General features: G+C 70.4%; 10 protein-coding genes. 3 read left to right on the top strand and 7 right to left on the bottom strand.

Translation table 11 applies throughout. The annotated features are described in order from the left end of the window. Positions 1-11: 11 nt before the first annotated feature. From E5843_RS01195 to E5843_RS01175, 5 genes are all read right to left on the bottom strand, one after another. Complete coding sequence (locus E5843_RS01195) at positions 12-2888, bottom strand: TonB-dependent receptor plug domain-containing protein (protein ID WP_141065568.1); 2877 nt, start codon at positions 2886-2888, stop codon at positions 12-14. A gap of 349 nt (positions 2889-3237) precedes the next feature. Further along, positions 3238-3537, bottom strand: a complete 300-nt coding sequence (locus E5843_RS01190) for a hypothetical protein (protein WP_134675204.1) — start codon at positions 3535-3537, stop codon at positions 3238-3240. Positions 3538-3549: 12 nt separating this feature from the next. Then, positions 3550-4107, bottom strand: coding sequence for a nucleotidyltransferase domain-containing protein (locus E5843_RS01185; RefSeq protein WP_136411577.1), 558 nt, complete (start codon positions 4105-4107; stop codon positions 3550-3552). A gap of 80 nt (positions 4108-4187) precedes the next feature. Further along, positions 4188-4574 (bottom strand): DUF1761 domain-containing protein, encoded by a 387-nt coding sequence (locus E5843_RS01180; RefSeq protein ID WP_134675206.1) that lies wholly within the window; start codon positions 4572-4574, stop codon positions 4188-4190. A 105-nt stretch (positions 4575-4679) separates the two neighbouring features. Further along, positions 4680-5474: a sulfite exporter TauE/SafE family protein gene (locus tag E5843_RS01175; protein ID WP_244240810.1), complete on the bottom strand. Its 795-nt coding sequence runs from the start codon at positions 5472-5474 to the stop codon at positions 4680-4682. 109 nt (positions 5475-5583) lie between these two features. Here E5843_RS01175 and E5843_RS01170 point away from each other — a divergent pair, with 109 nt between their 5' ends. The 3 genes from E5843_RS01170 (at position 5584) to bla (ending at position 10900) form a co-directional block, all read left to right on the top strand. Beyond that, positions 5584-7554: a lytic transglycosylase domain-containing protein gene (locus tag E5843_RS01170; RefSeq protein ID WP_141065567.1), complete on the top strand. Its 1971-nt coding sequence runs from the start codon at positions 5584-5586 to the stop codon at positions 7552-7554. Between the two features lie 139 nt (positions 7555-7693). Next, a complete protein-coding gene (locus tag E5843_RS01165; protein WP_141065566.1) occupies positions 7694-8926 on the top strand; it encodes a multifunctional CCA addition/repair protein in 1233 nt (410 codons plus the stop codon). 1101 nt (positions 8927-10027) lie between these two features. After that, the gene (gene bla, locus E5843_RS01160) at positions 10028-10900 is read left to right on the top strand and encodes a subclass B3 metallo-beta-lactamase (RefSeq protein ID WP_425480722.1); all 873 of its coding nucleotides are present in this window, start codon (positions 10028-10030) and stop codon (positions 10898-10900) included. Positions 10901-11031: 131 nt separating this feature from the next. Here the strand turns inward: bla and E5843_RS01155 are convergent, their stop codons facing one another. Next, entirely contained in the window at positions 11032-11856 is an 825-nt protein-coding gene (locus E5843_RS01155) for a DUF72 domain-containing protein (RefSeq protein WP_136411575.1), read from the bottom strand. A gap of 228 nt (positions 11857-12084) precedes the next feature. Continuing rightward, entirely contained in the window at positions 12085-13098 is a 1014-nt protein-coding gene (locus E5843_RS01150; protein ID WP_425480736.1) for an aminoglycoside phosphotransferase family protein, read from the bottom strand. Between the last annotated feature and the right edge of the window lie 177 nt (positions 13099-13275).

Below are 13275 nucleotides of genomic sequence, written 5' to 3'. Positions count from 1 at the left end.
ATGCCCTCTCGTCAGAACCTCAGGTCCGCGCGCAGGTACCAGAACCGGCTGCCGGGCATGTCGTAGGTCGACGCGTCATAGCCGTTGAGCGAGCACGACAGGCAGATCGGCGGGTCCTTGGCGAACACGTTGTTGAGGCCGGCGGTCAGCGTCAGGCCCTGCTGCCAGTCGAAGCGGTAGCCCGCCTGCAGGTCGTGGAACGTGGTCGAGCCCAGCCGGTTGGTGGCGGTGGCGGGATCGCTGCAGACCGGGAAGGTGACCGCACGCCCGCAATCCTCGACCAGGTCGGAGACGTGGCGCAGGGTCCACGACGCATTCCAGGCCTCGCGGGTCCAGTCCAGCGCGGCGGTGGACGCCCACTCCGGAATGGCACTGTCCTCGACCTCGATGCCGGGACGCCGCGGCTGCAGTTGCCCCGCACCGCCGACCGCCTCGTAGCGACCGACGAAGGTGTTCTGCCAGCTGAAGGCGAAGCGGCCTGCGGCGTTCTCCGGCAGCGTCCAGTACAGGTCCACGTCCCAGCCGTCGGTCTTGATCGAGCCGAGGTTGGTCAGGCGGTTGTTGAACGCGTTGATGCCGCCGGTGGCGGCGCGGCCGATGCCGTCGCAGTAGGTCGGGTCGAGCGTGCGCACGCAGAGGTCGAGCTGGGTCTGTGCCGACAGCGCCTGGATCGGGCCCTGGATGTCGTGGCGGTAGAAGGTGACCTCGAAGTCGAAGCGGTCGGCCCATGACGAGTTGGCCGCGAACCACGGGCTCCACACGAAGCCGGTGGTGAAGCTGCGCGCTCGTTCCGGGTCGAGTGCGGGGTTGCCGCCGGTGGTGATCGAGATCTGCGGGTTGGGCTGCTGGAACCCGGCCGGCACGCCCAGCGCGCGGCAGTTGCCGGCCAGGGACGGATCGAGGAAGGGCTCGGTGCAGGGGTCGTTCAACTGCGCGTCGAAGCGGCTGTCGGAGCCGAACAGCTCGCCGATCGACGGTGCGCGGAAGCCTTCGGCATAGGTCGCGCGCAGCAGGAAGTCATCGGCGACCTGCCAGCGCAGCCCGTACTTCGGGGTGAACTCGCCGCCGAAGGTCGAATAGTCGGAGTAGCGGCCGGCCAGGTTGAGGTTGAGGCTCTTGCCGAGCACGCCCTCGCCGAAGATCGGCACGTCGAGCTCGACGAACACCTCGTTGACGTCGTAGGTGCCGGCGGTGGGCAGCGACGGCACGCCGTTGTAGTGGCCGCGCACGGTCAGCGGATCGGGCTGGTACCAGCCCTTGTACTCGCGGAACTCGTAGCCGGCCGCGAAGCCCACCTCGCCGGCGGGCAGGCGGAACAGGTCGCCGGAGATGTTGGCCGAGGCCAGGCGCAGCTCGTTCTGGCTCTCATCGCGCACCAGCGGCTGGATCCAGCCGAGCATCTGCGGGGTGATCGTGCCGGCGCCGAAGATGTCGAGCGGCACGCAACCGGCCACGGCCGCGCAGGCGTCGGGATCGCCCAGCGCCAGCGCGATATTGAAGATGTTGTAGCTGCCGCGGTTGGTCTGGCGTGCCTTGTTGCGGGACCAGGCGGCATTGACGTCCCAGAACCACAGCGAGTTGCCGGCCTCGAAGCTGCCGACCAGGCCGGTGCCCACGTACTGGGTGTCGACCTTCTGCTCGAACACGCGCGCCCCGCCCTCCAGTGGCCGGCGCCCGACCAGGATCAGGCTGTCGCCGGACACCAGGTCGAAGCCGAACGGGTTGTAGGGGTTGCGCGCGGAGATGGTGATGTTGTCGGCCAGCGGATTGCCGGTGGCGCCTTCGGGACCGAGGAAGATCGGCTCCGGTGCCGCCTGGTTGGTGGACTCGCGGCGGTTGATCAGCGCCTTCGCATACCACTGCAGTTCCGGGCTGATGTCGAAACGGAACTGGCCGAAGGCGCCGCTGCGCTTCGACGGCGTGAGCAGCAGGTTGTATTCGGCGAAGTTGAAGCGGTCGGCAAGGCCGAAACAGTGGAAACCGTCGGTGCGCGTGCAGCCGGTCTGCGCGGGGTTGTAGAGCGGATCGGTGACGCCGGCGTTGGGCACCAGGTCCAGCGAGGCCCCGGTGTTCGGGTCGCGCACCATGAAGCGGCCGGCGGGAATGCCCGAACTGCCCAGCGCCACGCCGGTGCCCGGCACCGGGAAGCGCGACTGCTCGCGGTCGCGTGCGAACACCACGTCCTGGTCGGTGTGGCTCAGCGACAGGAACAGGCTGCTGCGGTCGGTGGTGCGGCCCCAGGACAGGTCCACGCCCTTGCTGGCGCCATCGCCCTCGTCGAACTCGCCGTAGTTCAGCGTCACCTGTGCGCCGTCGAAATCGCGGCGGGTGATGATGTTGACCACGCCGGCGATCGCGTCGGAGCCGTACAGCGACGAGGCACCGTCCTCCAGCACCTCGATGCGTTCGACGATCGCCAGCGGGATCGTGTTGAGGTCGGTGGCCGCGCCGACGCCGGAGGCCGAGGACTCGTTGACCCAGCGGATGCCGTCGACCAGCACCAGCACGCGCTTGGAGCCGAGATGCCGCAGGTCGACCTGCGCCGAACCGGCGCCAACGCCACTGCCATCGGGCGGGAAGCCGAAGTTGCCCGACGAGTTGAACTTGGTGTTGAGCGCCGAACCGGACCCGGTCAGCTGCTGCACGACATCGCCGATCGAGGTCAGGCCGGACCGTTCGATATCGGCGCGGCTGACCGTATGCACCGGCACCTGGCCCTCGAGCTCGGCGCGGCGGATGCGGGTTCCGGTGACCTGGACGGCATCCAGCGTGCGGGTATCGGGCGTGGCAGGCGTCGGGCTCGCATCCTGCGCGGCAGCGGTGGCAGGCAGTGCAAGCAGCAGGCAGAGCTGGACCGCGCGGGCCAGCCGTGAGGGTTTCGGCAACATCATCTCTCTCCATGGACGAAGGTGCCGCCGATGCCCCTGTACATCCGCGGTGATGCCGTTGTAACCAGATCGTTAAACCAAAACTGTGATGCCCGTCACTGACCCTGTGAATCTTCAGGCGTAGGGCGACAACTTCGCCGTGCACCGGCAGTCGGTGAGATGGGAAGCGCGACGCAGGCGCGAACACGGGAACCGAACGGAGTCGGGTTGGCCTTGGCGGCATCGGCAAGCCCGCGGCCGGCTTCAACGCAACGACCGACGCAAGCCTCGTGGTGCCGTGCCGCATGTCACGACAGCTCGCGCAGGATCCCCGATGCCCGTCGCCAGCTTCAACGCGCCCCGGGGCCGGTCACATCGCGAGCCGCCAGGCGAACGCGGCCAGGCACAGCAGCACACCGGCCATGCCTGCAAGAAAGCTTGCCCGACGCCACCGCGTCATCGAGCGCAGGGCCGGACGGCGCCTGTCCAGTAGATCGTGCTGCGTTGCAAAGACCGCCATGAGCAGCATGCCGATGCCGAACAGCAGATGGTGGCCCTGTTCCTCGCGGATGCCGTCGATCACGCGCACGACGCCCATGACGAGCAGCGCCGCGCAGACGATCCACTGGTGCCGGCCCGGTGCGGCTTGCGTGGCGGTCTCCATTGCCATCCGGTCGTCCTTTCAGTCGGTGCGCGATGCATTGAACAGGGCATGCAGGCGCTCGACTTCGGCATTGCCGAGTGCCGAGCGGACCAGACCATACGACAGCACATGCCTGGCCGGCCACTGCGACTGTGGCTGCTCCTCGGCGTAGTGGAGGTAGTCCCACGCGATCGCCACCCAGCTGTTGCAGCGCAGGGGCAGGCCGCCGAGCGTCCCTTCCAGCGCATCCGGGCACGACCCGGGCGGGGTGCCGTCGAGCTCGTAGGCCGAACCGGTCCAGCGCGCGGGCTCGCAGTCGAGCAAGACCCCATGGCAGTCGGCGAGGAAGCCGTAGTCGGTCTCTTCGGTGATCACCGCGCCCAGCGCGCCGATCAGTTCGACGAACTCGTCGCGACGCTCGCCGGGGAACGTCAGGTCGATGTCCACGTGGGCGCGGGTGATGCGACCCAACCGTGCATCGATGGCCCAGCCGCCACCGAGCCACAGCGGCATCGCCTGTCGCGCCGCCGCGTCGAGCAGGCGCGCAAGCAGGTCGAGCTGGACCGCATTACCCGGCGCCGCGGCATGTCCGCCCATTCAGCGTGCCGGCGCCGGGACGCTGTTGACCTGGCCGGACCCCGGCCGCGATGTCCGCGCGGGGCCGTGGCCCGGGAACCTCACCCCCACAACCCGAACACCAGCCCGAACAGCAGGAACTGCGCGGCGTGGTACCCCGCGTCGATCAACCAGAGCCTGAACGTGCGTTGCGCGAACTGGTAATTGATCCCGAAACTCGCCGCCACCAGGCCGAGGCCGGCCAGCATGCCCAGTCGCAGCGATGCCTCGAGCGTCGGCGACGGCCCCACCAGCATTGCGAATGCGACGGCGGCCACCAGCGCGAAGCCGAAGCTGACACCGAACACCCGCACGGGATGCCCCGCGGCCGGAACGCCGCCGTTTTCCCGGTTCCATGCCTTCCCGAACAGGGCAGGCGAATACCAGAGCCCGCCAAGAAGGAAACTCGACACGGCAGCGAGCAGGACGATCCAGATGTTCAAAGTCATTCCCCATGACAGCCCCGGCCGCTCCCGCGCCGGTCGACGAGCATAGCCGCTGTGCCCGACACGCCGACAGCGGAAGGCCGTGCACGGCTGGCCACGACGACGCCCCTACCAGAGCACCAAGCTCAGGCCGACCGCGAACAGGAAGCCCGCGAACACGCGCTTGAGCGCGACCCCGCTGATGGCGTGCGCAAGCCGCGTGCCCCACGGGGCCGCGAACACCGACGCCACCGCCACGCCGATCGCCGCGGGGAGATAGACGTAGCCGACCGCATGCGCGGGCAGCGCACCCGCTGGCGCCTGCAGCGCATAGCCGGCCGCCGCCGACAGCCCGATGAAGACGCCACATGCCGACGACGTCCCCACCGCGCGCACCGGCGTCATGCCCAGCCAGACCAGCAGCGGGACGGTCATGCTGCCGCCGCCGATGCCGACCACCGCCGACACCGCGCCGATGCCGCCACCCGCCGCGACCATCGGTGCGCCGCGCGGCGCGCTGTCGCGGCCGCCAGCCGTGCGCGTACCCGACAGTGCCATCTGCGTGCCGACCAGGAAGCAGTAACCGGCCACGCACCACTTCAGCACCCCGCCATCCAGGCCGATCGCGAAGCGGCTGCCGAGCCATCCGCCGATGAGGATGCCGGGCACCATCCACCCCACCGTCGGCCACAGCACGCTGCCGCGGCGGTGGTGCGCCCAGGCCGAAGAACCGGCGGTCAGGATGATGCTGGCCATCGAACTGGCCAGCGCCGCATGCATGGCCGCCTCTCTCGGCACGCCGTGCAAGGGCAGGAACCACGCCAGCGCCGCGACCAGCACCAGTCCACCACCGATGCCGAGCAGGCCGGCCAGCACGCCGGCGAACGCACCCAGGACAAGGAAGAACAGCAGCATCGTCAGCATGCGCAAGCCATCGCAGGGGAATACACATGCGAGGTTAGTCCAGCTCATACCGCGGGCGCGTGCGCGTGGCGTCGATGCGCTTCATCCCTGCTTGGCTATAGTCCGGCGCATGTCGCACGCCCCCGATCTCCGCACCCGTCTCCGCTTCCGTTTCCGGCTCATTGCACTGGCGCTGCTGGCGCTTGCCGCCACTGGCGTGCATGCGCAATCCGCCGCCGACGTCGAACTGCGCCGCGCGCTCGATGCCGCCGCCCGCGGCCAGGCCGTGCCCGCGCACATGAGCCGCCACCCGGCCTATGGCTGGATCGAATTCACCGCCCTGCGCCGCAACCTCGCCACCCTGCCCGTCGCGCAGGCGGACGCCTTCCTGCAGCGCTACCGCGGACAACCGGTGGCCGAGGCCTTCCGCGAGGAATGGCTGCGCGCGCTGCACCGGCGCCAGGACTGGACCGCGATCCGCGCGGCGTGGGCGCCGACCGTCGGCAACACCGGGCTGCGCTGCATCGAACTCGACGCGCGCCATCGCCTGGGTGCGGCGGATGCGCGCTGGGACCAGGAGGTCGCGGCGATCTGGACCAGCAGTGGCAACTCGCTGCCCGACGAATGCAATGCGCCGTTCGCTGCCGCCAGCGCGCGTGGCAGCCTGACCCCGACGCTGCGCTGGCAGCGGCTGGAGCTCGCCGCGGCGGAATGGAACCCGACGGTGATGCGCAGTGCTGCAACCGGACTGCCGGAGGCCGAGCGCGCGCTGGCGGAGGACTACGCCGCCTTCGTGCAGGCCCCGCATGCACGTGCGGCGCAGTGGCCGAAGACCGCGCGCAGCCGGCTGGTGGCCTCGCACGGGCTGGCGAAGCTCGGCCGCGAGAACCCCGACGCCGCCGAGGCGCAACTGCCGCAGGTCGCCCGTGCGCTGGGCTTCGACGAGGCGGAGCGCGGGCGCGTGCTGCACCAGGTCGCGCTGTGGACGGTGGCGTCGTACCTGCCGGGTTCGGCGCAACGCCTGTCGGCGGTGCCGCTGCCGGCCTATGACGAGCGCCTGCACGAATGGCAGGCGCGCGAGGCGCTGTCGCGATCGGACTGGCGCGCGGCGCTGGCGGCGATCGAACGGATGCCGGCCACCCAGCGCGACAGCTCGCGCTGGAGCTACTTCGCCGCGCGCATGCACGAGTTGCTGGGCGATCGCGCACGCGCGCAGCCGCTGTACGTGCGTGCGGCGCGCGATGCCACCTTCCACGGCTTCCTCGCCGCGGATCGACTCGGCCAGCCGTATGCGTTGTGCCCGATCGAGCTGCCGGCCGACGCCTCGGCGCGCGCGCGGATCGCCAACCGCCCGGAAATGGTGCGCTCGATGGCGCTGTTCCGTGCCGACCGTCCCGGCTGGGCGACGCGCGAGTGGAACGCCGCGCTGGAGAGCTTCAATGATGCCGAGCGCCGCCTCGCGGTTGCGGTGGCGCAGGACAACGGCTGGTTCGACCGCGCGGTGTTCGCGCTCGGCCGGCAACCGGAGGAAACCCGCCTCTACACGCTGCGTTTCCCGCTTTTCCACGACGAGCTGATCCGCGCCGAAGCACGTCGCCACAACCTCGATCCGGCATGGATCGCGGCGGAGATCCGTGCCGAGAGCACCTTCAACCCGCGCGCCCGTTCGCCTGCCGACGCGCGCGGACTGATGCAGGTGATCCCGGCCACCGGGCAGGCGGTGGCGCGCCGGCTGGGCGAGCCCTGGGCCGGCGCGGACAGCCTCTACGACCCGGCGGTGTCGATCCGCCTGGGCACCGCCTACCTGCGCGAGATGAAGGAGCGCTACGGCCTGCCGTACGTCGCCATCGCCGCCTACAACGCCGGGCCGGCCCCGACCCGGCGCTGGATGGAACAGCGCCCCGGCATGGATGCCGACCTGTGGATCGAGACCATCAGCTACCGCGAGACGCGCGAGTACGTCGCCCGCGTGCTCGCCTTCAGCGTGATCTACGACTGGCGCCTGCACGGCCAGGCCGCACCACTGAGCGAGCGCATGCAGGGCCGGGTGGACGTCGCGCGCAAGCCGTTCGCGTGCCCGGCGGGCAGCCTGGCCGAGTGAATCGTGCCGGTGGCCTAAGCTCTGCTCTCCGCACTGCCCGCCCCCTGCCGATGCCCTGCACGCTGCTCCCGATCCATCGCGCCCGCCCGGACGTTCCTGCGACGCGCGACGTTGCGCGTGCCATCGACGCGCGACCGGCATGAAGACCTATCTGGTCGGCGGCGCAGTGCGCGACCGCCTGCTGGGCCTGGCGCCGGGCGACCGCGATTTCGTCGTCGTCGGCGCCACGCCCGAAGCGATGGAAGCGGCGGGTTTCCGCCCGGTGGGGCGCGACTTCCCGGTATTCCTGCATCCCGATACCGGTGAGGAGCACGCGCTGGCACGCACCGAACGCAAGTCCGGGCGCGGCTACCGCGGCTTCGTCGTGCACGCGGATCCTGCGGTGACCCTCGAGCAGGACCTCGAGCGCCGCGACTTCACCATCAACGCGATCGCCGAGGACGCCGACGGCAACCTGGTCGATCCGTTCGGCGGCGTGAGCGACCTCGAGGCGCGCGTGCTGCGCCACGTCGGCCCGGCCTTCGTCGAGGATCCGCTGCGGGTGCTGCGCGCGGCGCGCTTCATGGCACGGTTCGCACCGCTCGGCTTCCGCGTCGCCGGGGAGACGCAGGCGTTGATGCGCGGGATGGCCGCTGGCGGCGAACTTGCCGACCTGGTGCCCGAGCGCGTGTGGCAGGAACTGTCGCGCGCGCTGGCCTCCGCCCGGCCTTCCGCGTTCCTGCATACGTTGCACGATGCCGGCGCGCTGGATGCGGTGCTGCCGGAAGTGGCGGCGCTGTACGGCGTGCCGCAGCGCGCGGAGTACCATCCCGAGATCGATACCGGCATCCACACCGGAATGGTCTGCGACATGGCCGCGACGCTGGCGCCCGGCGATGCGGTGGTGGGATTCGCGGCGATGACCCACGACCTCGGCAAGGCGTTGACGCCGCCGGCGGAGTGGCCGAAGCACATCGGCCACGAGCAGCGCGGCGTGGCACCGTTACGGGCGTTGTGCGAGCGGTTGAAGGTGCCGTCGACCCACCGCGAACTGGCGGTACTGGCCTGCCGCGAACACCTCAACGTGCACCGCCTGTTCGAGCTGCGCGATCGCACCGTGCATACCCTGCTCGAGCGCTGCGATGCCTTCCGCAAGCCGGCGCGCATCGCCCTGCTGGCCACCGTCTGCGAGGCCGACAAGCGTGGCCGGTTGGGCCTGGCCGACGTGCCCTACCCGCAAGGCGCGGAACTGCTGCGCCTGCTCGACGCGGCGCGCGCGGTGCAGGCACGCGACGTGCTGCGCGAAGGCATGACCGGGCCGGCGATCGGCGAAGCGCTGGCGCGTGCGCGCATTGCCGCGATCGGCCGGGCGCGCTCGGAGCCGGTCACGTAGATCCGCCGCTGACGGGTGCGCTCTTCCTTGTTCTCGAAAGCGTGAGCTGCTTGATGTAGGCAAGCGTAGGTCCGGGGCCACCGCTCGGTGCGCGTCACCGAATCCGGGGCAATGCTCCCGACTCGGTCAAACATCCATGTCTGACTCGCCTCCGCCCAGGCCATTCACTGGCGTGGCTCTTCCCTAAATCGATCGGGCGTCCGTGAGTCCCGGCGGCCCACCGCGGCCACAGGGAGATGCCCAGCCGGATATCTCCGCGTCCTGCTACCACATCCGGCCGCCGGCCATCCATGGCCGGCTCTGGACATCCCCCTGCGTCCGCGGCGGGCTCCAAGCTGGCGTCGCATCTGATGGATATCAGTGGCAAACGATCGGATCGCCATCGGTAGACGACCCCGACAGCGTTCGCTCTGCTCTCCGTGCCGAAGCCGGCGGAAACCTCCGCCCGTCGCGTGCATCGGGGGGTGTGCGAACAGCCGGCCATGGATGGCCGGCGGCCGGCCGTGGTAGCTGGACGCGGACTCCGGCCGGGGGAGCACACCCCCCGATGCGCGCGACGGGCGGCGCGGACCACAACGGAGCAATTCACGCAGGCATAAACACTCCAGCAGTGCGCCATCGCTCCCGTCGTCTGAAGACGGTCCTTTCTCAGGTTCTTCTCCATGGTTGGCAGACACGGTGCCCGTTGTTGCTCTCCGTGCCGAAGCCGGCGGAAACCTCCGCCCGTCGCGTGCATCGGGGGGTGTGCGAACAGCCGGCCATGGATGGCCGGCGGCCGGCCGTGGTAGCTGGACGCGGACTCCGGCCGGGGGAGCACACCCCCCGATGCGCGCGACGGGGCGCGAGGACCAACGGAGCAGCTCGCGAGCGCACGACACCCGGTGCAGTTATCCCCGGAGCGTGAGACGAACCTTTTCTGGATGCCATTGCCTCCGCATCGGGATGCACGTCCAGACGTCACCGAACCACGCATTGATCAGTTTTCATGGAGGCTCCTTCCGGTGCCAACGTCGCACACTCCCGATCCGTCCCGACATTGGTGCTGGCAGCGCGCCGGTCGGCACACTGTGCGTCCATCACCTTCCGCACGGACCAGCGCCCATGACCCGCATGCACCGCCTCCTCTCCACGCTCGCCTGCACCGCCCTGCTCGCGCCTGCCAGTGCACATGCGGAGCCGTTGCCGCAGCTGCGTGCCTACGAGGTGCGCGAGGCCTGGCGGACGCCGGTCGCGCCGGTGCGCATCGCACAACGCACCTGGCAGATCGGCACCGCCGGCCTGAGCGCCCTGCTACTGGTCGGTGATGACGGCGCAATCCTGATCGATGGCGGCGTGCCGCAGGCGGCCGAGCATCTGCTGGCCAACATCGTCGCGCTGGGGCTGCAGCCGTCCGACGTGAAGTGGATCGTGCACAGCCAGGCGCATGCCGACCATGTCGGCCCGCTCGCTGCAGTGAAGCGGGCCACCGGCGCGCGCGTGGCGAGCAATGCCGAATCCGCGGCGCTGCTCGCACGTGGCGGCGCCGGCGACCTGCACTTCGGTGACGGCATGCTGTACCCGCCGCTGCAGGTCGACCGCCTGTTGCAGGACGGCGAGACCGTCGAGCTCGGCGAGCTGCGCCTGCAGGTGCATTTCACTCCCGGCCACACGCCCGGCAGCATGAGCTGGAGCTGGAGCGACGCCGGCACCGACGGCTTGCCCGTGCAGATCGTCTATGCCGACAGCCTGAGCGCGCCCGGCTACCGGCTGATCGACAACCCGCGCTATCCGCGCATCGTCGAGGACTTCCGCCGCAGCATGGCCACGCTGCGCGCACTGCCCTGCGACCTGCTGCTGACGCCGCACCCGGAAGCCAGTGGCTGGCGTTACGACGCCACCCCGGCCCGCGAGCGCGAACTGGACTGCCGCGGCTATGCGGATGTCGCGGAAGCCGCGCTGGATGCGCAGATCGACAAGGAACGCGCGGCACGCTGAGCGCGGGCATCCCACCGCGTCTCCGCTCTCTTCCGCCCTGCGGGCACCTTCTCCCGCTGGCGGGAGAAGGGAAGGCTTCGGGAGCGCTTCGAAGGTGACCGCGCTTCGATCGAAGCAGTGGCCAGTGCAGGCTACAGCCGCTGCTGCAGCGCCATCGCCGCGGCGGGGTTGCGCGCCTTGGCCGCGCCGATGAAGAACACGAACACCTCGCGCGGTAATGCCTTGCCCTTGGCGGCAGGCTCGATCCGCGGCAGGTCGGCGGGTTCCTTGCCTGCGGCCCAGGTACGTGCGCGTTGCGCCCAGGCGTCGAGCTCGGCATCCGGATAGCCGGTGGCCACGTCCTCGCGGCTGTGCATCAGCCGCGCATAGACGAAATCGCCGGTGACATCGGCAAATGACGGATACGCCGGTGAGTCGGTGAACACCGTGGCGACGCCGTGCTCGCGCGCAAGCGCCAGGTACTCCGCGCACATGAACGCCGGATTGCGCACCTCCAGCACATGGCGCAACGGCAAGCCGTCGAGCGTGCGCGGCAGCAGGTCGAGGAAGGCGGCGAGATCGTCGCGGTCGAACGCACGCCGGGGTGCCAGCTGCCACAGCAGCGGTCCCAGCCGGTCGCCCAGCTCGGCGATGCCGCCGTGGATGAAACCCTCGATGCGCGCACCGGTGCCAGCGAGCTGGCGGGATTCGACGATCTGCTTGGGCGCCTTCAGCGCGAACAGGAAACCGTCCGGCGTTTCCGACCGCCAGCGGGCGAACGTCGCCGGCTTCTGCGGCCCGTAGAAAGTGCCGTTGATCTCGATCGCGGTGACCTGGCGGCTGGCGAACTCCAGCTCGCGGCGCTGCACCAGCCCCTTGGGATAGAAGTTGTCGCGCCAGGGCACGAAGACCCAGCCGCCGATGCCCGTGCGGATGCCGTGTTTCGGCTGCGGGATATCGCTGAGGAGATCGACCATGGCGGGCTCGCAGGAATCGGCGGTGCGGGACGCACGATGGCGCGCGGCCGGTGGCGGCGCCGTGCAGATGGGGCGGGCGCGCAGCAGTGGTTCCGCACCTGGTAGCGCCCAAACAACGCGGTGCCGGTGGCATGCGGTATCAGAGGGCTTCGCCACGGCATTGGCGGGGCGGTGGCCGATCTCCGTGGCTGACCCGCCCCCCGGCAGTGGAACCGGCCGGCGCGGCGACTATTCGGAGATCGCCTCGCCAGCGAGGCGCGGACGCACGTGGCGGTCGAGCAGCGCGCCCAGCGGCGCCAGCTCCGGATGGCGCGGCAGCACCGTATCCAGGTAGGCGACGAAACGCGGCGCATCGGCCACGTATTTCGGCTTGCCGTCGCGGTGGTGCAGGCGCGCGAAGATGCCCAGCACCTTGAGGTGGCGCTGCACGCCGGTCAGTTCCGCATCGCGCAGGAAGCGTTCGTACGGCGGCAGCCCGATGCCGGCCGCCACGGCGCGGGCGTGGTAGCGCGCCAGCCAGCCGTCGACGCGCGCCTCGGGCCAGCTGTGGAACGCATCGCGCAGCAGGCACACCGGGTCGTAGGCCACCGGGCCACGCACCGCGTCCTGGAAATCCAGCACCGCGACGCCGTCGGCCACCGGCATCAGGTTGCGCAGCATGTAGTCGCGATGCACCAGCACCTGCGGCTGCGCCAGCATCGCCTCCACCAGCAGCGTCCTTACCCGGTCGAGCGCCGCCCGTTCGCCGGCATCGAGGGTCACGCCGAGGTGGCGGCCGAGGAACCAGTCGTCGAACAGCGACAGTTCGCGCAGCAGCATCGGCGCGTCGTAGGCCGGCAGGTCGGCGGGCGGCGTGACGGCCTGCAGCTGCAGCAGCTGGTCGAACGCGGCGTCCATCAGCGCATCGGCATCCAGCCGTGCCAGCGCCTGCAGGCAGGTGTCGCCGCCCAGGTCTTCCAGCAGCAGGAAGCCGGTATCGACTTCGCGCGCATCGACCCGCGGCACGCGCACGCCACCGGCCTCCAGCAGGTCGCGCACGTGCAGCCACGGCCGCACGTCCTCGAGCTCCGGCGGCGAATCCATGACGATGCGGCTCGGGCCTGCACCCTGCGTGCGCCAGTAGCTGCGGAAGCCGGCATCCATCGATGCGCGCTGCAGCTCCAGCGCCGTCTCGCCGGTCGCGCCGCGCGCCCAGGCCAATCGCTGCGTGGCGCGCAGTGCGTCGGGGATGGCATGGACGATGGCAGGTACGTGCATGGCGGCGGCAGGCGGATCAGGGGCGCGCAGCGTAGCAAGTCGGGCAGGCGAACGGCCTGCGGCCGGGCGGCGCAGGCGTCGAGTGCCGGCGCATCGCGGGTACGGCCCCTTCCGACGCTCCACGCCACCCGCGTTCGCGGGGGCATGCGCGTCTCCGGTCAG

Source organism: Luteimonas yindakuii (assembly GCF_004803715.2).
Taxonomy (GTDB): domain Bacteria; phylum Pseudomonadota; class Gammaproteobacteria; order Xanthomonadales; family Xanthomonadaceae; genus Luteimonas; species Luteimonas yindakuii.
The sequence above is the reverse complement of the archived record's forward strand: the minus strand, read 5'-3'. Positions and strand labels throughout refer to the sequence as shown.